The organism is Polaribacter sp. KT 15 (assembly GCF_900143115.1).
Classification (GTDB): Bacteria; Bacteroidota; Bacteroidia; order Flavobacteriales; family Flavobacteriaceae; genus Polaribacter; species Polaribacter marinaquae.
Genome location: NZ_LT670850.1, coordinates 1,447,060 through 1,468,954 on the forward strand (window position 1 = coordinate 1,447,060; position 21,895 = coordinate 1,468,954).

Consider the following 21,895-nt stretch of genomic DNA (forward strand, 5'->3'; position numbering starts at 1 on the left):
AAAAAAACGATTGTAATATAAAAATATGTCTAAAGAGTTTATATTAATTGATATTCTTTAGCCTTAGCTGTAAGCTCCATTAAATTTTTAACCTCTAATTTTTTCATTAGATTAAAACGATGCACCTCTGCTGTTCTTTTGCTAATTTTAAGTTCTTCTGCAATATCTTTATTATTTTTTAACTCTAAAACCAAACTAAGTATTTGCTTTTCTCTTTTGGTTAACTTAAAAGGAAGTTCTTTTTGCATTTTTGTTTCTACTGCAGCACTCGTGTTTCCATTAACAAAATTACTCATAATAATAGAAGATACATCACCAGTAAAATATTTACCACCAGCTGCAATTTTTGTTAGCGCTTTTAAAAACTCCTCTTTACTTGCTCCTTTTAACAAATAACCATCGGCGCCAGCTTGTATAGATTTTACCACATACTCTTCAGAATCATGCATAGATAAAACTAATGTTTTAATTTCTTTATGATTTTTACTTATTTCTGCAACCACCTCTATACCATTCATTTCTGGCATTCGAATATCTACGATTAAAATATCTGGTTTATTAGTAGAAATTATACGTATTGCTTCTTTACCATCAGAAGCCTCGTCAATAACAGTAATACCCGTTTCATCTTCTAATAATGCTTTAATACCATTTCTTACTAAAACATGGTCATCTGCCAAAACTACATTTATCATACCTAACTTTTTAGACCAACAAAAATACTATTTTTACGTAAAAATACGTACATCTAAATAGGTATATTTAACGTAATTCTTGTACCTTCATTTGGCTGAGAAGAAATAAAAAGTCTACCATCTATATACTTTATACGCTCTTTCATAAAGGTCATTCCCATTCCGCCATCTCCATCTTTAACTTTCTTAATCTTATTAGGCTCAAAACCTTTACCATCATCATCAATAACAATACTAAGTATTTTATTGCTATGCGACATTGTCACTAAAATATAAGATGATGCTGCATATTTAATCGCATTATTTACAGCTTCTTGTACAATTCTATAAAGATTTATTTCTATTAAAGAATCTAACCTTAAATTAAAATCTGTCTTATTAAGAAATAAAATTTCTTTACCGGTTAACTTACTTAACTCTCTTGTTAGCTTGGTTATTGCTGGCACAATACCGTGGTCTGAAAGTTCTGGAGGTGTTAAATTAAAAGTGGCTGTTCTTACTCCTTTTATAATACTTGTAGTTAACAACTTAAGGTTTTCAATTTTCTCTCTAGACTTTTCAATATTATCTAAATTGATACTTTCTAAATTATATTTAAGACCAGTTAGCATTTGCCCAATGCCATCATGTACATCTTTCGCAATTCTATTTTGTTCTTTTTCTTGGTTCTCTATAATCTTACTTGAAATTATTTTTTGTTGATTCATTTTCTCATCAAAACTATCTTGCCAAAGTCTATCAATTTCTAATTGTGCTGCTTTTCGTTTTGTAATTTCTGAACCTATTATCAATAATTCTGATTTATCATCACTAACTCTATAAGGTATTATCGACATTTCTAACCAAACATCTTGATTGTCTTTTGTTGTTGCTTTGACCTCTCCTTGCCAACCCGTTTTGTTATGCTTATTAATTAAATCTTCTATATTTTGTTGTTCATTTTCATCGGTACTTAAAAATTTCCAAAACAAGATATCTTTCTTAAATCTTGATAGTTTAAACAATCTAGAAAACTTATTTCCAACATGAATAATATTGCCAAATTGAGATATTCGAGCAAACAAAAGAGTCTCATCCATCGCATGACTTAAAGCTCTTAATTCTTTTATTGACTTTTCTTTAGCAATACTTAATTGATCTGCTTCAAAAGCCATTCTTTTCGCTTTTTTTTCTGCTGATAAAAGTTCTGATAAAATAGATTTAACGGATTTTGCAGTCGGCCAAAAAATGAATAAAAACTCGGCTAAAAGAATTAACAAAGTTAATATCATTAAAAAAAACTCGAACTTTCTTAACCAAGTAACTTTTATATCTGCTTCTTTATCATATTGATTTACAATATCATCCATAATCAATAAAAAATCACTTTCTTTCTTTGTAACTTTACTTATATCTACAGTTAATTCTTCAATAGAAATTATTGGTGATTTTTCTAATTTGGCTATAATCGATTTAGTTACTTTTTGAATAGTATCAAAAATAGGATTAAGCACTAAAAACTTTTCTTTTATGACGGTGCTATTTTTGGCAGGAAGTCCTAAAGAATCACTTCCTTTCTGTAAAGCATTATGCGATAAACTCCATAAAGCTAGTGTTTTTTTTATTTTGCTCTTAAGTTCTTTTCGTTTTTTTTCTTCTAAAGAAACAGACAAAGAAACAATTTCTTTTGTTAGCTTTTGACTTAACATTCTTTGCCTACCAGCAACGTTTATAACTGTAGAATCACTTTCTTGATTATTTAAATGATCTCTTACAAAAAACTGACTTATAATTACAGAAAGAGCAATAGTACTTAATGCAATAATATATAAACGGCTTAGTTTAGAAAACGTACGCTGATCTAAAGAGTTTCCGCTATTTTTCATTGCAAAAATATCTATGAAATAGCTTTTTTAACCAAATTAAGACCTTTATCAGAAAATGATAATTGCAACGCAGCTTCTCTACCTTTATCAGACATTTTTACCCAAGTTTTTTGTAAAATGTCAATTACTTTTTCATCGGAATGTTTTACGGCAAATTCATCAAAATAATAATCTAAAAAAACCAAACATATCACGTCTTCAATAGTTTGAGATTCATCATTCTTTTTAATCAATTTTTTAAGAATAATCTTTTCTACACGATTTATAAACTGCTCATCAAAACCTACTTTCTGTAAAATATCTACTGTAGTTTTTGCATGCATTTTTTTTAATGTTTCTCGCCATTTTAAATAACCAACCCTATCCATTGGAAATTCATTTCGTGGAATTATCCATCTACATATATGTTGTGCTCTAGCTGCTATTTGCAATGCTTTTGATGCATTAGAGTCGAATTGAAGAAGCTTTCTAGACATTCTTTGAGAATACAATAATTCTTTTGGGTAATCTAAACCAGAAACAGTATAGATATTAGGATCTTCTGCATTTTTTTTATCTATTAAGGCAATCGCAGTCTCAAATTTTGTTGGCTTCATTTTTTTCTTTTATTCTTGAAAGCCAATATACACATTTTCTGCCTCAATTTTTACAGGATACGTGGCAATAGCCTCTAAGTCTCCGTTTAAATTTTCTCCATTTTCTAAAGAAAACGTTTTTTTATGCAGTGGGCAAGCTACTTTTGGTAAGCCTTTATCGTCACCAATCATACCTCTACTTAATACCATTTCCATTTTATGCGGACAAACATTTTGGCAAGCATACCATTTGTTTATTCTAGCAAAATTAAAAACGGCAATCTGTTTATTTTTATATTTTACGCAAGCTCCACCATCTTTAGGAAAATCTTTTACAGAGGCTGCTTTAAACCAAATTTTAACGTCTTTTTCTAATACTGATTTATAATTGTCTACTATTTCTTGCATAATTGTTATTTATTTTGGCGTTACCTAAAGGTCGGGCTTTACACTATATCTTTTTTATTTGTTCTAGATACTTTTTGTTCATTTCTTCACAAAAAACTCGAACTGACACAAAAAAGGATGTCGTTTCAATCCCTAACGCAACTATTTACCAACCTTTAGCTAAACTGATGCTTTGTTTCTTTTAATACACTTACAATGTTTTTGTAATTTTTAAACCCAAGGCTGTGGCATTTTTTGATCTCTTAAAGATACAAATGCTATGTTATCATCCTCTTCATCGCTATTTACAAAGTGGTTAAAACGTTTCATTACTTCTGGGTCGTTTACAGCTTGTGTCCACTCACATTCAAACTTATTTACTAAGGTTTGCATTTCTGTTTCTAAATCATGTGCAATACCCAATTTATCGTCTATAATTACTTCTTTTAAATAGTCTAAACCGCCTTCTAAACGTTCTTGCCACGCAGCAGTTCTTTGCAAAGGTTTTGCAGTACGCATGTAAAACATTAAATATCTATCTAAATATTTTACAACAGTTTCATTATCTATTTGTTCTGCAAATAATTCTGCATGACGTGGGTTTGCACCACCATTTCCTCCTAAATACAAATTCCAACCACCTTCTACAGCAATTAACCCAAAATCTTTACCTCTTGCCTCTGCACACTCTCTAATACAACCAGAAACACCACCTTTAATTTTATGAGGCGCTCTAATACCTCTATATCTGTTTTCTAATTCTATACCAAAACTTACACTTTCTGCCATACCATATCTACACCAAGTAGAACCTACACAGGTTTTTACAGTTCTTAAAGATTTACCATAAGCATGTCCACTCTCAAAACCATGTGCTATTAATTCTTTCCAAATTAATGGCAGTTGATTTAAGGTTGCTCCAAATAAATCTATTCTTACACCACCAGTTACTTTGGTATATAAATCGTACTTTTTGGCAATTTGCCCTAAAGCAATTAATTTATCTGGTGTAATTTCTCCTCCAGGAACTCTTGGTACTACAGAGTAGGTTCCATTTCTTTGAATGTTTGCCAAAAAACGATCATTAGAATCTTGTATGGCATATTCTTTATTGGCAGTATCTGCATGAATTGTTGCCATTAAAGAAGCTATTAAAGGTTTACACAATTCACAACCATGACCTCCATTACCATGATTATCTAAAACTTCATTAAAAGTAGTATAGCCTTTTACTTCTATAATTTTATATAAATCTTGTCTGTTAAAATCAAAATGTTCGCAAACTGTATCTTTTACCGTGATTCCTAAAGATTTAAGAGTGGCTGTGGTTAAATCTGCCACCATAGGCTTACAACCTCCACAACCTGTACCTGCTTTTGTACAAGAAACTACGTCTGCTAAATCTTTAGCTTCTCCATTTTCTATTACACCACAAATTTGCCCCTTAGTTACACTTTCGCAAGAACAAACTTGAGCATCATCTGGTAAATCCATGACATCTCCTAAAGTTGCAGCACCATCTGTAGCTGGTAAAATTAATTGTGCTGGGTTTTCTGGAATTTTCATTCCGTTTAAGAAAATTTGATGCAACATGCTATAATCTGAAGCATCTCCAACCATTATTCCCCCTAACAAAGAAGTACCTTCTTTATTTACAATAATACTTTTATAAACACCTTCAAATGCATTTTCGTACACAATTTCCAATCCATCATTATCATTTAAAGCATCTCCAAAACTAGCTACATCTATACCACTTAATTTTAATTTTGTAGACATGTCTATTGCAGTTGGCATTGTTGCTTCTTTATCTCCTAAAATTTGAGCTACAGCAATTTCTGCCATATCGTAACCAGGAGCCACCAAACCATAAATCATGCTATTTAATAAGGCACATTCTCCAATTGCAAAAATGGCTTCATCTGAGGTTCTCATATCATTAGATACTAGAATACCTCCTCTTTTACCTACATCTAAATTGCAGGTTTTAGCCAATTCATCTCTTGGTCTAATTCCTGCTGAAACCAATAACATATCAAAAGGAACAGTTTCCTCTTCGGAAAATTGCATTCCTGTTATAAATTTCTCTCCTGTTAATTGTTGTGTAGCTTTACTAAGTAAAATTTCAATACCCAATGCTTCTAGTTTTTTTTGAAGTGATTTACTGGCATCATTATTTAATTGTCTTGGCATTAATCTAGGCGCAAATTCTACAACAGCAGTTTCCAAACCCATATCTACTAAAGCCTTTGCAGCTTCTAAACCCAATAAACCTCCTCCTAAAATAGCTGCTTTCTTCTGTGTTCCTGTAGATTTTAATTTGGCTACATAATTCATAGTGGCCTCTAAATCTTCGATTGTTCTATACACAAAAACACCCTCTTTTTCTATGCCTTTTATGGGTGGCACAAATGCAGAAGATCCTGTTGCCAATACTAAATAATCGTAAGTATATTTAGTATCATCAGTAGTAGTTATTGTTTTAGAATTCCTGCTGATATCTGTAACTCTAGTATTTGTAATTAAATCGATATTATTTTCTTCATACCAAGCAAGTGGAGCCATTTCTAAGGCTTTAGCATCTTTGTTTTCAAAATATTCGCTTAAATGAACCCTGTCGTATGCAGGTCTTGGTTCTTCACCAAAAACAATAATTTTAAATTCTTTGTTTTGAGATTGGTTTACAAATTTTTCACAAAACTTATAACCAACCATACCATTTCCTACAACAATTATTGTTTTCATAATTACGTATTTTAAAAACAAAACTAAGTATTTATACTTAATTTATAAATGTAGAATATTAATTATTTCACATAAGTGATTAATTTTTATGATTATAGAGAAAAAAAGAAGTATAAATGAATATTTAACAAAATTGCATTACAATAAATATGAAAGCCATATTACCACAACGGTAATTGATAGTGTTATCCAAGTTACTATGCGTATTTTAATTTTCTAATAACACGCAAAGTTTCTTTATATTTTATATAAGTAGATTTATTTTCTAAACTTTTAATATAGCTTTTAGCTTTTTTTAAATTTTCTTCAGCATCTAGAAAACCGTGTAAATAACAAATTAAATAATTGGTTGGCAATCTTAAAACATCTTCGTGTTCTGTAACAGATAACCGTCTATTTTCTGATAATTTTCTAACAATTAAATTGCAATTATTATAAATATGTATCATAACTTTATTATTAAAAACAGGTGGTTCAAACAAAAAGTCATTTACAATATCGTGTCTGCCATTTTCTTTAAAATGAATTATTGTTTTTTCTAACGGATAATATTTTTCTTGCTTTTCTAATCCTAGAAAAATAAATTCTGTTATAATAAATGAATTATTATTATACGTAATTTTAACATCATCTAAAGCAGAGAAAAACAACTGAACTTGCTCGTTAATTAATTCTATATCTACTCTAGAATAGTAAACTTCGTTATCAATAATTTTTTTTTCTCCTGCCCAACAAAGCACAAATTGTTCATTAAAAACTTTGTATTGAGGATTGTATTTAAGTTTATGATTGTTTATAAAATCGAAAACGCCATTTAAAGTTAACTCAATATTATTACTTGCATTTTTTTCAATGGCTGTAACAATATCTTTGTTTCTATTTCTTAATTCGAAATTTTCGCCAAGAAAAGGCATCGAAATACTTCCACTTCGATAAAAAATGGTTCCTTTATTGTATTTCCATGTTTTTTTTGATAGAGAAGCTATTAAGTTATTTGGATAAATTGTAACCAAACCAATAACTTTATGTCGAGGTAAACTAGGAAAACGAACATTTTCATAGGCAATTTTTGGAGGATTTGTTACATAAGCATTTACAAGATTTTGTATTTTACTATCATCAAAAAAATCTACACCTAAAATCTTATTTTCTTCATCTTCTACCCCAATAACAATGTAAGAATTATTAAAAGGATTCGAATTTGAAAGAGCACAAATATGTTTTAAAAATTTCGCTTTCCCGTCTTTTCTATTTAAAGATAATCTTTGCTTTTTATCATAAAAACTATTCTCATCATTATGAGAAAGTAAGTTTTTAATTAAAAGGCGTTTGTTTATCATTTTATGCCACTTCTTCTCCTTTACTAGCTTCTAATAATAAGAACCAATCTTGTAATTCTAACTCTATGCTTAAAGCTTTGTTTGCATTTAAAATTCGGTCTCTATTTGTTGTACCAATTACTGGCGAAATATTTGCAGGATGCTTTAAAATCCAAGATAATAATAGAACATCTTCTGTTACATTATATTTTTCTGCTAACTGAGTTAAAACTTTTTTAATACGAGTTGTCTGTTCAGTTTGCTCTTTAAAAACAGTTCCTAAAGGACTCCAACACATTGGTTGAATGTCTTTTTGCAGCATTTGATCTAAACTACCATTATGCATTGCTGTGTGTTGTGTTAAAGAAAATTCTATTTGATTAACTTCTACTGGAGATTTTTCTGTAATTAAATTAATCTGAGAAGGCGTAAAATTTGATACTCCGAAATTGATAATTTTTCCGCTTTCTTTTAATTCAGTAATTGCTTCTGCAATTTCATTAGGATGCATTAACGGACTTGGTCTGTGCAATAAAAAAGTATCTAAATAATCTGTTTGTAAATTTTTTAAAGACTGTTCTGCACTCCAAACAATATATTCTTTGCTATAATTATAATGTTTTAGTTTGTTATTTCTAGATTCTGTTACTAACTGAATTCCGCTCTTAGAAATTAACTTTATATCCTCTCTATGAACTCCGCTTTCTTTAAAACCTTTACCAAACGAAGCTTCCGTAGTAAAATGACCGTAAATATCTGCATGGTCAAATGTAGAATTTCCGTTTTCTACACAAAATTGAATCATTTCTGATTGCTCTTTTGTCGAAAACTGTTTACCCCAAACTCCCCAAGACATGCAACCTATTATTATTTCTGATTTTGACATCTTTTATTCTTTATTTAAAATTGTAGCACTTGCTTGTGCTGTTGGATATACTACTAAATCTTCGATATTTACATGATATGGTCTTGTTACAACAAAATGAATAATATCTGCAATATCTTCTGCTTGTAAAGCTTTATAACCGCTATAAACTGCTGCTGCTTTTTTAGAATCTCCTTTAAAACGAACTTCTGAAAATTCTGTCTCTACGGCTCCTGGATGAATTGCAGAAACACGAATATTGTGTTTATTCAAATCTATTCTCATAGATTTATTTAAAGCATTTACAGCGTGTTTAGAGGCGCAATAAACATTTCCGTTCGGATATACTTCTTTACCAGCAATTGAACCGATGTTTACTATAAAACCATTGTTTCTTTCTATCATTTGCGGAAATATAGCTTTAGAAACATACAATAATCCTTTTACATTAATATCTAACATTGCATCCCAATCATCTAAACTACCTTCTTGTATTGTAGATAAACCATGTGCATTACCAGCATTATTAATTAAAATATCTATCTGCTTAAAATTTTCTGGAAGTGATGCAACTGCTTTTTCTACGGCAGCTCTATTAGAAACATCAAATTGTAAAATAGTAACATCTGTAATAATACTTAATTCTTTTTGTAAAGATTCTAATCTATCTAATCTTCTACCACAAAGAATTAATCTAATATTATTTTTTGCAAAGATTTTTGCTGTTGCTTCGCCAATACCAGATGTTGCGCCAGTAATAAATGCTGTTAATTTCATGTTTTTTTATTTTAAGCTAAAACTTAGTATAAAATTATGAAATCTTTTTGGCTTAAAATTAAATGATAAAGATACTTTTTAGCAATTATTAACAAAGAAAAAACCGTCCTCCTCAGGACGGTTTCTCTTTCAATTGGTTATTAAGCAATAACCAACCAAAAATCAACTAACCAAACTTTATTTTAAATTTCTTCTAATTTTTGTTTTTCTTACTATTTTAGTACGTTTTCTATTCGAATTCCTTACAATAGATTTTGCACTTTTTTCTGATGCGTCAGTTTTTAAATATTGTACAAAACCTCTACCATTAAAAACATATGTTGTTTCAGACTCTATGTTGTAAAGACTAATCTTTCCATCATTTATAACGCTTAATTCAAACTCTTCTATATCTCCGCCATCATAATTAAGTGTTAATATTTTAAGGTCTTCGAAACCAGTTACATCAAACACTTCATAATCTCCAACGTAACTCCAATTTATATTTGCAATTTGTGTGCCAAAGTTGTCTTGAGAACTATAAAAAGTAGTTGTATTTTCTGGAGTAAATTGCAAGTAATTTTCTAAATCAAATGCATTAGGCACTCCGCCTGTTGTACTTGTTTTCTCCCAAGCTTGATACTCTTGTAAAAAATACTCTATGTTATCATAGAACAACTTGTCATAATCAAAAGTATTTGTCTGGTAACCAATTAGAAAATAAGTAACATTTTGTCTGTAATTATACAATCTAATTTCGTTGTTAGAAGTTATAGTTACTTCAAAATCATTTCTTCCGTCTAAATCGTGTCTTGTTTCTAAAAGACCTGTATACGTGTCATATGTACCAACATCTATACCTAAACCATTTCCTGTAAAACCAATATCTGCTATATTATTATTTGCATATAAAACGCCATCTAAAAATGATAAAGTAAAAGCTTTAGCAACAAACGGAATGTCTCCGTTACCAATAGTTCTGTGATAATCTACGTACCACAAATCGTAATTAGATACAACTTCTTCTAAAGAGATTTCATTCTCTATAAAATTGTCTTCGAAAACTGTGGTACATGAGCCTAAAAATGCTCCTGTTAAAATAAATGTAAAAAGTAGTTTTAAAGATTTCATAAGCTGTAGTTTTAAAGTTACAGTTAGAAATATTCAAATTGCGTGCCAAAAATTATTTTAAATCACAATCCGTTAAAAATCAATGTTTTAATTATTTTTTTGAGCCGTAGGAAAAGCGCGAGATTGAACTTCTTTTATATTCTTTACTTTGTAAAAAACAGATTTACCATCTTTATTAAAACTGATTATTGCCTCGTTTTTATCTAATTGAAAAGGAAACTTTTTAACAGTTGGCAAAGTATTTTCTAATTCTTTAGTAGGGTTTGAATCTAAAATAACATCTCTTTTTATATTTACATTTGTAGAAAAATGACCAATCAATTGTACTTTATTACCATTTACAACAACCTCTGCTTTGGCTATTTTATTTTGAAAATAAATCGAATCAAACTCTATTTCTAAAGCATTTTCTAATTGAATTTCAAGTTTTGTACCAGCAACACCTTTTTGACCGCCAACCCAGTTATTATAAAATGCTTTTTCTACTTTAAAAGCAGGGTTTTTAATTATTGAACTACTACCACATTGAGAAAAACCAAATAATATGGTTAAGATTGTTAAGATTTTCATGACTTTCATTTTTTTCTAGTTTAGTCTTAGTATGTCAAATGATATGCCAAGATAAAATAAAATCTACTCAAATTGAGTAGATTTTATTTTTTTCAATATTTTAATATCCTTTAAGAATTACTTCCTAACATCAATAATTCGCTTACTAAAATCTCTGTTACGTATCGTTTTTCTCCTGATTCTGTATTATAAGTTCTGTTGGTTAACTTACCTTCTACCGCAATTTCTTGTCCTTTGTTTATATAGTTTTCTACAACTTTTACAAGTCCGCCTTTAATAATAATGTTATGCCAATAAGCACGCTCTACTTTGTTACCTTCTTTGTCTTTATAACTATCATCTGTTGCCATAGAAAATTTTGCCATTTTGTTGCCATCTTTAAAAGTTATTATTTCTGGCTCTTGACCTAATCTACCAATTAACTGTACTTTGTTTCTTAACGTATTCATAAGATAAGTTTTGTGCATTTATTATGTAATGCAAGTTTATATTTTACTTTGTCTACTCGTTTAGACATTGCAAAATTGCGACACTACTGCTTCCTTATTCGGTTTTAAAACAATTACTTTCGGTTGTAATTACTTGTAGTCGTTTGTAAACGGATAATTTTTAGTATATTTACTAAATGAAAATCTTATAGACATGAAATCGTACAGAAGTGAACAATGGAAGCTATTTGAAAAAGAAAATTATGATGTTGCTAGAGAAAAACTTTACGTTTCTAATTACGGAAGAGTAAAAAGAGAAATTGAAGAGGGTGTCTTCGAACTTCTTAGAATTGGTCAAATTAACAATTTTGAAACCTTTACATACCCCAAAATAGGTAGTAAGAGAAAAGCAAATGCTTATGTGCACAGAGTTGTTGGTTTATTATTTCTAAAAAAAGAAGAAGATCAAAAATTTGTAATTCATTTAAACCACGATTTAAAAGATAATTACTATCAAAATTTAAAGTGGGTAAATCAAAAAGAATTAACAAAACACCAAATAACGAATCCTAAAAGAATTGCAAAATTTGGTATTAAACCTGGCGCAAAATTAACAGAAGGTAAAGTTAGAATTATTAAGAAAAAGTTGTTAGACCCTAACAGAAGAACTAGATTAAGAATTATTGCAAGTCAATTTGGTATTACAACAATGCAGTTAAGAAGAATTAAATCTGGCGAAAATTGGGGTGAAGTAAAAGTGTAATAAGATTGCTATTAATGGAAAAAAAAGAGTGTTTAGAGTGCAACGAGCTGCTAAAGGGTAGAATCGATAAAAAATTCTGTTCTGATTATTGTAGAAACTCGTACAATAACCGAATTAATAAAGACAGTAAAAATTTAATCAGAAATATTAATAATAGACTTCGAAAAAATTATAAAATACTTTCTGATTTAAATTCTACGGGTAAAACTAAAGTTAGTCGAACTAAATTGTATGACAAGGGTTTCGATTTTCAGTTTTTTACATCAATTTATAAAACAAAAACCGGCAACTTGTACCATTACATTTACAATGAAGGTTATTTAGCTTTAGAAAATGAAACTTTTTTATTAATTAGAAAAGATAAATAAGAAGTGTAACTTTTTGTAAGTTAGAGCTACTAACTTACAAAAAGACACTATGATTTTTATTGTATTAATCGCTTTAATAATACTGGCAATTGCTATCTATTACTTTAGTAATAAACAAGTAATTATAAGAACTCTTGCTAAAACGCCAAATAAGCCTGTTGGTGGTTTAAAAACTAATAGTTTTACAAAAGTTACTGGTAAAGCATTGCATGTAAAACAACCACTTATTGCGCCTTTTAGTAAAAGAGAATGCGTCTATTATAAAATTATAATAGAAGAAAAAAGAAGCAACGGTAAGAATTCTCATTGGAAAACTTTAATTCAAGAATCTAAAATTCAAGAATTTTTTATAAAAAGTAAAGGTGAACACGTAATTGTGAGACCTAGCTTAAAACCAAAAAACTTTAAAAGTTATTTAGTTGTAGATAAAAAAACTTCATCAGGTACATTTAACAGCCCTACAAAAGAATTTTTAGAACTTTTAAAAAACTATAATATTAAAAGTGAAGGTTTTTTGGGTTTTAATAAATCTTTAAGATACACAGAGGCAATTATAGAGTTAGAAGAAACAGTTACAGTTGCTGGCATCGCCAAATGGAAAAACCTTAAAGAACCTGTTAATGGTTACCCATATTCTAAGATTGCAGAACTGGTAAGTACCGAAAATCAAAAATTGATAATAACAGATTTACCTTCAATTAATTTTAGCAAAAGAAGATAACATTTACCATGTATTACCCTCTACACTAATAGCAGCTTTTAATACATCTTTTTGACTTAATTGTCCTATAAGTTTACCGTTTTCAATTACAGGAAATCTTCTTCTTCTAGATGAAATAAATTTAAATGCTGCATCAAAAATATTCATGTTTTTATCAATAGTATCTACATCTGTAACCATATATTTACCAACAGTATTATTTGTATCTACAGGCATATTGTAGTACTTACTTTCAGAAATATGTTTTATACAATCCGTTTCAGAAATAATACCAACAAGCTCATTTTTTTCATTTACCACAGGTCCACCAGAAATTTTATTAATAATCAACTGTTCTATCACATAATCTAAAGAATCTTCTGCTTTAAAGGTTACCAAATTTGTAGTCATATAATCCGACACTAAAATTTGTGTTTCTTCTTTAATTTGATTGGTTTCTCTTTTACCTTGAAAGCTCTTAATTCCCATAATATTAGATTTTTAGTTGTACTAAAGTTAGCAAAATTTTTAATCGGTTTTACTTTTGATGATAATTTTTTTTAATTCACTACTTTTATAGAAATAAAATTTTAGCATGAATAAATTTTCTACGATTGTTTCTACCCTACTAATTTTAGGTGTAATTTTTTGGAGTTTTAGTAGTTTAAAACCCTCTATAAATACTTCTAAAAACACAAACGAAACATCTTTTTCTTTAGACAATGCCTTACATCATTTAAAAAACATTAGTACAAAAGCCCATTATGTTGGTTCTGATGAACATAAAAATGTGCAGAATTACATTGTAACAGAGTTGCAAAAAATGGGATTAAAACCGCAAATTCAGACCCAAACTGCTATCAACAAAAAATGGTTTGCCGCTACTACTGCAGAAAATATTATCGCTAAAATTAAAGGCACAAATTCTGATAAAGCTTTACTTCTACTTACTCATTACGACGCAAACCCACACTCTTCTTTAGCTGCAAGTGATGCTGGCTCTGGCGTAGTTACTATTTTAGAAGGAATTAGAGCTTTTTTAGCAAAAGGAGCTACCCCAAAAAATGATATCATTATTTTAATTTCTGATGCAGAAGAGCTAGGTTTATTAGGTGCGCAAGCATTTGTAGATCAACATTCTTGGGCTAAAAACGTTGGTTTGGTTTTAAATTTTGAAGCTAGAGGAAGTGGCGGACCAAGCTATATGCTTATGGAAACAAATGGTAAAAACAGCAAATTACTATCAGAGTTTTTGGCTACAAAACCCAATTTTCCGGCAGCAAATTCTTTAATGTATTCTATTTATAAAAAACTACCAAACGATACAGATTTAACTGTTTTTAGAGAAAGTGGAAATATTAACGGATTTAACTTTGCTTTTATTGGCGATCATTTTGATTATCATACAGCGCAAGATTCTTATGAAAGATTAGACCGAGAAACACTTTTACATCAAGCAGATTACTTTACAACCTCTTTAAATTATTTTGCAAACGCAAGTCTATCAAATTTAAATTCTGAAGAAGATTTTGTGTATGTAAATTTTCCGTTTATTAAAATGCTTACATTTCCGTTTTCTTGGGTAAAACCATTAACAATAGGTTGTTTAATTGTTTTTATTATTTTGCTTTTCTTCGGAATTTCACTTAATAAAATAGATGCAAAAGGAATTTTTAAAGGTTTTGTACCGTTTTTAGTTTCATTGGTTTTATGCGGATTAATTTCTTTCGGATTATGGCAATTATTACAAATTATACATCCGCAGTACAAAGATATTTTACACGGTTTTACTTACAATGGTTATCAATATATTACGGCCTTTGTATTTTTAAATCTTTGGTTATTGTTTACAATCTATAAGCGTAGCGCAAAAGAATTAAAACCTACAAACTTACTAGTAGCGCCCTTATTTTTCTGGTTAATTATTAATTTAATTATTGCTTACACACTAAAAGGTGCTGGCTTTTTTATTATTCCGGTTATTAGTGCCTTACTAATTTTAGCAATTGCAATTTTCTTAGACTTAAAAGAAGGTTCTAAAAGAATATTATTTACCATTTTATCGATACCAACTCTTTATATTTTTGCTCCTTTGGTTAAAATGTTTCCTGTTGGTTTAGGTTTAAAAATAGTCTTTGTTAGCGCAATTTTTATTGTGTTGGTTTTTGGTTTGATGATTCTTAGTTTTCATCAAAAGAAAGCTTTTTTTACTCAGAAATTAAGTGGCATATTAGCTATAGTATTTTTTGGTTTGGCAACGTATAATAGCGGATTTTCAACAGAAAACAAGAAACCTAACAGCATCGTTTACATTCAGAATTCTGATGATAAAACTGCTTATTACGGAACTTACAATACCATTTTAGACGCTTATACTAAACAAATTTTTAATACTGATTACTCTGAGGGCGGACTTGAAAATGCCGACACAAAAAGTAAATACAACACACGTTTTAAATTTGCTAAAAAAACTAGTTTTAAAAATATAGAAAATGCTAATTTAATCACAGATTTAGATACAATTATTGGCTCAAAACGATTTTTAGAGTTAACCTTTTTACCTACAAGAAAAGTTAATAAATTCGAATTTATAACCAAAAACAACATTAGTTTACATCAATTTAAAGTAAATGATATGTTGGTTAATGATGGTAAAAAATACAAAGCAAAACCTGGTACATTTTTAATTTATCACTTTGGAAATAGTGACAAAGAATTAACAATTTCTTTTACTGTTGATGTGAACGAGAAATTAGATATTATTTTAAATGAAATTTCTTATGATTTGTTAACCAACAAAAACTTCAACATAAAGCCAAGAACCGAAGAAATGATGCCAATGCCTTTTGTTACTAATGATGCTATTATTATCTCTAAAAAGCTTGTTTTTTAAAGTGATTTAGACTTTAGAAAATATAAACTATTCTTAAAATAGCTTAGCCCAGATTAACGCTGCTTTAATATTTTTTTATTGAATCGTTTAATACTTTCATCTAAAAAAGATGTTTGTGCCATTTTTAAAATAAGAAAAACAGTAATAAAATTATATAATAATATTTAAAAAACAAAAAAGCATTTCGATTTCTCAAAATGCTTTTTATTTTCTTTAAAAGAATAGCTTTTTAGTCTATTTCTGACACTCTTAATGTATTTACCATACCTTTTGCTTCTACTGGCATAGAAGTAAGATTAATCATTAAATCGCCTTCTTTTACGTATCCTTTATCTTTAGATAGTTTATTAATATCTACAACAGTATCATCTGTACTTAAATTTTTATCGTAATAGAATGCTTTAACACCCCAAAGTAAGTTTAATTTTCCTAAAATTCTTCTTTCTGATGAAAAGGCTAAAATTGACGATTGTGGTCTCCAAGCAGATATTTGAAACGCTGTATAACCACTATTTGTTAATGTAGAAATTGCCGCTGCATCGATATCATTTGCCATTAATGCTGCATGATGACAAACTGCTTTTGTAATAAATCTATTCGTTCTAATATGTGGTGCTTCATGTGGCACTTTTATCATTCTAGAATTTTCTACAGATTTAATAATTTCTGCCATTTTTTGAATAACTCTAATTGGGTGTTTACCAACAGAAGTTTCTCCAGAAAGCATTACTGCATCTGCACCATCCATAATAGAATTTGCAACATCATTTACCTCTGCTCTTGTTGGTACAGAGTTGTCGATCATTGTTTCCATCATTTGCGTTGCAATAATTACAGGTATTCTTGCTCTTTTTGCTCTTCTAACTAATTTCTTTTGAATTAACGGTACGTCTTGCATAGGAATTTCTACTCCTAAATCTCCACGAGCTACCATTAAACCATCACAATAAGGAATTAAAGAATCTATATTTGCAACAGCTTCTGGCTTTTCTATTTTTGCAATTACAGGTACTCTATATTCTGAATGTTGATCGATTAAATCTCTTAGCATCCTTAAATCTTCTGGCGTTCTAACAAAAGATAGTGCCATCCAATCTACATTTAAACTTAATGCAAAAACTGCATCTTCTTTATCTTTTTCTGTTAAAGCGGGTAAAGAAATTGCTGTATTTGGTAAGTTTACTCCTTTTTTAGATTTTAAAGGACCACCAACTATCGTTTTAACAACTACTTCTTTATCTTTATCTGTAGATACTACTTCAAATAATAGTTTACCATCGTCTACTAAAATTTGTTCTCCTACTTTTACATCTTTAGGAAAACGTTGATAGGTCATAAAAGCTTTTTCTTTAGTACCTGTACATTTTTCTGTAGTAAATGTAAATAGATCTCCGTCTTCTAAAACTACACCATCTTCCATAACACCAACTCGAAGTTTTGGTCCTTGTAAATCTGCAAGAATAGCTACGTTGAAATCATTTTCTTCATTAATTTCTCTTATAGTCTTAACAGTCTTCTTTACATTTTCATATTCTGCATGAGAAAAATTAATTCTGAAGACGTTTACACCTTCTTTTGCTAAATTTGTTAAAATTTCTTTAGTACCTGTAGCGGGTCCTAACGTTGCAACGATTTTAGTTTTTTTATAATCTGTCATATTAAAATATTAAAAAGTCTTTAGACTTTAGTGTGTTTTTATCTATTGAATAAGATGTTATTACTTGTTCAATTTCCTTTATTTTTTTTACTGTATTTATAACATAAGCATCGCCTACTTCACCAGAAATTTTAATAAAAAAATCTACTTTCTTCTTTTCCGGAATTAAGTAAGTTCTAGTTTCTGTAGTTAAAAGTAACTCGTTAGACTGTGTTTGGTTCTCATTTTTAAAGCTATTTGCAATTAAAAACCAATCGTAATCGTATTTTTTACTTGAAAAATTATAGATAGAAAATGATGCTAAATTATTATCTTTTTCGAACTCTAAATTTTTGGTCGATTTAGAAAATTTTATGCTTAAATTTTTGTTTAGTAAATATGCAAGCCTGTAGTCTTCTAATGCTGTATGAATACCTATTAAAGAGTATTCTTCTTCACAAAAATCTTCTAAACCTAAAGCATGAATTTGCATATATCGTAAATTTACTTTTAGTATTTAATCTTGCTAAATTACTAATAGTTTACGAGTATTCTAAGTTATTTTAACGAAAACGTTATCGCTTTAATCTAGAGAAATTTGCTTTTGAAAAGCAAAATAGACTCTTTTAGATGCTTGCTCTTCTGCTTTTTTCTTTGATGTAGCTCTACCTTTGGCAACTTGCTCGCCATCTATACTTACTTTAACACTAAAATGTTTTACAGGGTCGTTACCAGAATCTTCGTAAGTATCGAAGCTGTAAATTTTCTTTTGCTTTTGGCACCACTCTATTATCAAACCTTTATAACTAGTAATTTTACCTTCTAGTTTTTCGATATCTACGTAGGGTACAATTACATTATGGTATATAAATTTCTGACAAAAATTATATCCTTTGTCTAAATAAATAGCACCAATTAATGCTTCAAAAATATTACCATGAATATTATCGCCAACATTAGATTGATCGATATTACTTTTTACAAATCTTATTAAATTTAAGTCTTTACCCAACTCATTTAAATGCTCTCTACTAACAATTTTAGAGCGCATTTGTGTTAAATAACCTTCTGTACCTGTAGGAACTTTTTTATATAAATAAGCAGCAATTACAGACCCTAAGATAGAATCTCCTAAAAACTCTAATCTTTCGTAGTTTATAGGATTCCCTTTTCTGTCTAACATTTGAACAGATCGATGGGTAAAAGCTTTTTTGTATTGATTTATTTTTCTTGGAGAAAAATTTAGTAGTTTTCTTAATTCGTTATGAAATTCTGCATCTTCTTTAGAATGCGGTTGAACTATTTTACGAATAAAACTATTCATAAACTACTCATCTAATTTCTTAAATGCTACACAAGCATTATGACCACCAAAACCAAAAGTATTACTCATTGCAACTTTAATTTCTCTTTCTTGAGGTTTATTTAAAGTTAAATTAAGTTCTTGGTTTATATTTTCATCTGCATTAGAATGATTAATTGTTGGCGGCACCAAACTATGTTTCATTGCTAAAATAGAAGCAATCGATTCTATAGCACCTGCTGCACCTAATAAGTGCCCAGTCATAGATTTTGTAGAATTGATATTGATATTCTTAGCGTGGTCTCCAAAAACTTCTGATATTGCTTTTAATTCTGCAACATCACCAAGTGGTGTAGATGTACCGTGTGTATTGATATGATCTACATCTTCTGGTTTAATACCAGAATTTTCTAAACAATTTTTCATTACTGCAATTACACCCAAACCTTCTGGATGTGGCGCTGTCATATGATAAGCATCCGAAGACATACCGCCTCCAATTACTTCTGCATATATTTTTGCACCTCTTGCTTTTGCATGCTCGTACTCTTCTAAAATAATTGCTCCGGCTCCTTCTCCTAAAACAAAACCATCTCTTTCTGCGTCAAAAGGTCTCGATGCAGATTCTGGAGATTCATTTCTAGTTGACAAAGCGTGCATTGCGTTAAAACCACCAACACCTGCATATGTTACAGCAGCTTCAGAACCACCCGTAACAATAACGTCGCAGTGGCCTAATCTAATGTAATTTAAAGCATCTATCATCGCGTTTGCAGAAGATGCACAGGCAGAAACTGTAGTATAATTTGGCCCCATAAATCCGTTTTTAATAGAAATATGTCCTGGCGCAATGTCAGCAATCATTTTTGGTATAAAGAAAGGGTTAAATCTTGGTGTACCGTCTCCAGCACCAAAATTTATAGCTTCATTTTGAAAAGTTTCTAAACCTCCAATACCAGCTCCCCAAATTACACCAACTCGTAATTTGTTAATGTTTTCTAGATCTAAATCTGCATCTGCAATTGCTTCATCCGAAGCTACCATTGCATATTGCGTAAATCGATCCATTCTACGGGCTTCTTTTCTGTCAATAAAATCATTAACCTTAAAGCCCTTAAGTTCACATGCGAAACGAGTTTTGAACTTGGCAGCATCAAAGTAAGTGATAGGTGCTGCTCCGCTAACTCCGTTAACTAAGGCGTTCCAATATTCTTCAATATTATTACCAATTGGCGTTAATGCGCCAAGTCCAGTGACTACAACTCGTTTTAATTGCATATAATTCTTACTTTTTTGCTTCTTCTATATAACTAACCGCTTGACCTACAGTACCAATGTTTTCTGCTTGATCATCTGGAATTTGGATATCAAATTCTTTTTCGAATTCCATAATTAACTCAACAGTATCTAAAGAATCTGCTCCTAAATCATTTGTGAAGCTAGCTTCTGTTGTTACTTCGTTATCGTCAACGCCTAATTTGTCTACGATAATCGCTTTTACTCTTGATGCAATGTCTGACATAATTTTTTAATTTTAAATTTTAAATCGGGGCAAAAATACAAATCTTATTAATTATAACTAATTTTTGTCCCAAAAATGATTATTAAAAGTAAATAAAATAATTTAATCTTTACTCAAAACAATCAGTTTGTTAATAATTATTCTTTTTTTTGTAGCTTAGATATATAGATATGAAGCGTATTGTTGTTTTTGCTTCTGGTTCGGGTTCGAACGCAGAAAACATTATTAAGTTTTTTAATCATACTAAAACCGCTAAGGTTACTAAAGTGTTGTGTAACAATGAGCATGCCAAAGTTTTTGAACGATGTAAAAACTTAAATATTAATTGTTTACACTTTAATAGAAACGATTTTTCTAAAACAGATACGGTCTTAAATATTTTAAAAAACGAAGCAGATTATATAATTCTAGCTGGTTTTTTATGGAGAATTCCACAAAAAATAGTCGATGCTTTTCCTAAGAAAATCATCAACATTCACCCAGCATTATTACCAAAATATGGCGGAAAAGGGATGTACGGAATGCATGTTCATAAAGCCGTAAAAGATAATAACGAAACCGAAACAGGTATTACAATTCACTATGTAAATGAAAATTACGACGAAGGTGCCATCATTTTTCAATCAAATACAGCTTTAAACGAGCAGGATACACCAGAAACCATTGCAGAAAAGATTCATTTATTAGAACAACGCTACTTTCCGAAGGTTATAGAAGAAGTTATTTTAGCTACAAATGAGTAAAAAAAAGTTTTATGTGGTTTGGAACGGACGTAAAAAAGGAATTTATAAGTCTTGGAATGTTTGTAAAAAACAAATTGACGGCTTCGAAGGTGCACAATACAAATCTTTTGCAAGCCTAGATGATGCTGAAGTTGCGTTTTCTAAAAATTTTACTGATTATATTGGTAAAAACACCAAAAAACCGACACTTTCTATTGCTGATAAAACAAAATACGGCAAACCAAATTTAGAGAGTATTTCTGTAGACGCTGCTTGTGCAGGAAACCCCGGTAAAATGGAATACAGAGGTGTTTTAACGCACAATAAACAAGAAATTTTTAGAAAAGGACCTTACGCTAAAGGAACCAATAATATTGGCGAGTTTTTAGCTTTGGTACATGGTATTGCACTTTTAAAAAGCAAAAACAAAGAAGATATTCCTATTTATTCTGATTCTAAAATTGCCATGAGTTGGATTAAACAAAAAAGATGTAAAACCAACATGCATTTTGATGCTTCTAATAAAGACATTTTAGAACTGATTAAAAGAGCAGAAAAATGGTTGAAAGAAAATACTTTTAAAAACCCAATTTTAAAATGGGAAACCAAAGCATGGGGAGAAATTCCTGCAGATTTTGGTAGGAAGTAAATG

23 protein-coding genes are annotated in these 21,895 nt (G+C 29.8%); 6 read left to right on the forward strand and 17 right to left on the reverse strand.

Going from position 1 to position 21,895, the window contains the following annotated elements; all coding sequences use genetic code 11:
• Window positions 1-38: 38 nt before the first annotated feature.
• The 11 genes from B5464_RS06450 to B5464_RS06500 all read right to left on the reverse strand — a co-directional run bounded on the left by B5464_RS06450 (window position 39) and on the right by B5464_RS06500 (window position 11,357).
• A complete protein-coding gene (locus B5464_RS06450) occupies window positions 39-695 on the reverse strand; it encodes a response regulator transcription factor (RefSeq protein ID WP_079737696.1) in 657 nt (218 codons plus the stop codon).
• 53 nt (window positions 696-748) lie between these two features.
• The gene (locus tag B5464_RS06455) at window positions 749-2,560 is read right to left on the reverse strand and encodes an ATP-binding protein (protein WP_079737697.1); all 1,812 of its coding nucleotides are present in this window, start codon (window positions 2,558-2,560) and stop codon (window positions 749-751) included.
• Window positions 2,561-2,571: 11 nt separating this feature from the next.
• Complete coding sequence (locus tag B5464_RS06460; RefSeq protein ID WP_079737698.1) at window positions 2,572-3,156, reverse strand: DUF4202 domain-containing protein; 585 nt, start codon at window positions 3,154-3,156, stop codon at window positions 2,572-2,574.
• Window positions 3,157-3,165: 9 nt separating this feature from the next.
• Window positions 3,166-3,543 carry a nitrite reductase small subunit NirD gene (gene nirD / locus B5464_RS06465; RefSeq protein WP_079737699.1) on the reverse strand — a complete coding sequence of 126 codons (378 nt, stop codon included), beginning with the start codon at window positions 3,541-3,543 and terminating at the stop codon, window positions 3,166-3,168.
• Between the two features lie 210 nt (window positions 3,544-3,753).
• Window positions 3,754-6,267 carry a nitrite reductase large subunit NirB gene (gene nirB, locus B5464_RS06470; RefSeq protein ID WP_079737700.1) on the reverse strand — a complete coding sequence of 838 codons (2,514 nt, stop codon included), beginning with the start codon at window positions 6,265-6,267 and terminating at the stop codon, window positions 3,754-3,756.
• A gap of 197 nt (window positions 6,268-6,464) precedes the next feature.
• Window positions 6,465-7,607 carry an ATP-binding protein gene (locus B5464_RS06475; RefSeq protein ID WP_079737701.1) on the reverse strand — a complete coding sequence of 381 codons (1,143 nt, stop codon included), beginning with the start codon at window positions 7,605-7,607 and terminating at the stop codon, window positions 6,465-6,467.
• Between the two features lies 1 nt (window position 7,608).
• Window positions 7,609-8,472 (reverse strand): aldo/keto reductase family oxidoreductase, encoded by an 864-nt coding sequence (locus B5464_RS06480; RefSeq protein ID WP_079737702.1) that lies wholly within the window; start codon window positions 8,470-8,472, stop codon window positions 7,609-7,611.
• 3 nt (window positions 8,473-8,475) lie between these two features.
• The gene (locus B5464_RS06485) at window positions 8,476-9,228 is read right to left on the reverse strand and encodes an SDR family NAD(P)-dependent oxidoreductase (protein WP_079737703.1); all 753 of its coding nucleotides are present in this window, start codon (window positions 9,226-9,228) and stop codon (window positions 8,476-8,478) included.
• A 177-nt stretch (window positions 9,229-9,405) separates the two neighbouring features.
• On the reverse strand, window positions 9,406-10,338 hold the full coding sequence (locus B5464_RS06490; RefSeq protein WP_079737704.1) for a hypothetical protein: 933 nt from the start codon (window positions 10,336-10,338) through the stop codon (window positions 9,406-9,408).
• 87 nt (window positions 10,339-10,425) lie between these two features.
• On the reverse strand, window positions 10,426-10,908 hold the full coding sequence (locus B5464_RS06495) for a hypothetical protein (protein ID WP_079737705.1): 483 nt from the start codon (window positions 10,906-10,908) through the stop codon (window positions 10,426-10,428).
• Window positions 10,909-11,018: 110 nt separating this feature from the next.
• Window positions 11,019-11,357, reverse strand: a complete 339-nt coding sequence (locus B5464_RS06500; protein ID WP_079737706.1) for a single-stranded DNA-binding protein — start codon at window positions 11,355-11,357, stop codon at window positions 11,019-11,021.
• 193 nt (window positions 11,358-11,550) lie between these two features.
• Between B5464_RS06500 and B5464_RS06505 the strand changes: the two genes are divergently transcribed.
• The 3 genes from B5464_RS06505 to B5464_RS06515 are packed head-to-tail and all read left to right on the forward strand — an operon-like array spanning window position 11,551 to window position 13,188.
• The gene (locus B5464_RS06505) at window positions 11,551-12,099 is read left to right on the forward strand and encodes an HNH endonuclease (RefSeq protein ID WP_077810570.1); all 549 of its coding nucleotides are present in this window, start codon (window positions 11,551-11,553) and stop codon (window positions 12,097-12,099) included.
• A 14-nt stretch (window positions 12,100-12,113) separates the two neighbouring features.
• Window positions 12,114-12,467, forward strand: a complete 354-nt coding sequence (locus B5464_RS06510) for a hypothetical protein (RefSeq protein WP_077810571.1) — start codon at window positions 12,114-12,116, stop codon at window positions 12,465-12,467.
• Window positions 12,468-12,516: 49 nt separating this feature from the next.
• Complete coding sequence (locus B5464_RS06515; protein ID WP_079737707.1) at window positions 12,517-13,188, forward strand: hypothetical protein; 672 nt, start codon at window positions 12,517-12,519, stop codon at window positions 13,186-13,188.
• Window positions 13,189-13,191: 3 nt separating this feature from the next.
• Here B5464_RS06515 and B5464_RS06520 read toward each other — a convergent pair whose 3' ends face one another.
• On the reverse strand, window positions 13,192-13,656 hold the full coding sequence (locus tag B5464_RS06520) for a CBS domain-containing protein (protein WP_079737708.1): 465 nt from the start codon (window positions 13,654-13,656) through the stop codon (window positions 13,192-13,194).
• 106 nt (window positions 13,657-13,762) lie between these two features.
• On the opposite strand from B5464_RS06520, the gene B5464_RS06525 reads away from it, so the two are divergent.
• A complete protein-coding gene (locus tag B5464_RS06525) occupies window positions 13,763-16,060 on the forward strand; it encodes a M28 family peptidase (protein WP_079737709.1) in 2,298 nt (765 codons plus the stop codon).
• Between the two features lie 229 nt (window positions 16,061-16,289).
• Here B5464_RS06525 and pyk read toward each other — a convergent pair whose 3' ends face one another.
• The 5 genes from pyk to B5464_RS06550 all read right to left on the reverse strand — a co-directional run bounded on the left by pyk (window position 16,290) and on the right by B5464_RS06550 (window position 20,521).
• The gene (gene pyk, locus B5464_RS06530) at window positions 16,290-17,717 is read right to left on the reverse strand and encodes a pyruvate kinase (protein ID WP_079737710.1); all 1,428 of its coding nucleotides are present in this window, start codon (window positions 17,715-17,717) and stop codon (window positions 16,290-16,292) included.
• 1 nt (window position 17,718) lies between these two features.
• Entirely contained in the window at window positions 17,719-18,189 is a 471-nt protein-coding gene (locus B5464_RS06535) for an IPExxxVDY family protein (protein WP_079737711.1), read from the reverse strand.
• A gap of 90 nt (window positions 18,190-18,279) precedes the next feature.
• On the reverse strand, window positions 18,280-19,020 hold the full coding sequence (gene rnc, locus B5464_RS06540) for a ribonuclease III (RefSeq protein WP_077810577.1): 741 nt from the start codon (window positions 19,018-19,020) through the stop codon (window positions 18,280-18,282).
• A 3-nt stretch (window positions 19,021-19,023) separates the two neighbouring features.
• Window positions 19,024-20,277 carry a beta-ketoacyl-ACP synthase II gene (fabF, locus tag B5464_RS06545; protein ID WP_077810578.1) on the reverse strand — a complete coding sequence of 418 codons (1,254 nt, stop codon included), beginning with the start codon at window positions 20,275-20,277 and terminating at the stop codon, window positions 19,024-19,026.
• Between the two features lie 7 nt (window positions 20,278-20,284).
• A complete protein-coding gene (locus tag B5464_RS06550; protein WP_004569249.1) occupies window positions 20,285-20,521 on the reverse strand; it encodes an acyl carrier protein in 237 nt (78 codons plus the stop codon).
• 170 nt (window positions 20,522-20,691) lie between these two features.
• Between B5464_RS06550 and B5464_RS06555 the strand changes: the two genes are divergently transcribed.
• Complete coding sequence (locus tag B5464_RS06555; protein ID WP_079737712.1) at window positions 20,692-21,264, forward strand: phosphoribosylglycinamide formyltransferase; 573 nt, start codon at window positions 20,692-20,694, stop codon at window positions 21,262-21,264.
• Window positions 21,257-21,892, forward strand: coding sequence for a viroplasmin family protein (locus B5464_RS06560; RefSeq protein ID WP_079737713.1), 636 nt, complete (start codon window positions 21,257-21,259; stop codon window positions 21,890-21,892). Before B5464_RS06555 ends, B5464_RS06560 begins: the two co-directional genes overlap by 8 nt.
• The last annotated feature ends 3 nt before the right edge of the window (window positions 21,893-21,895 follow it).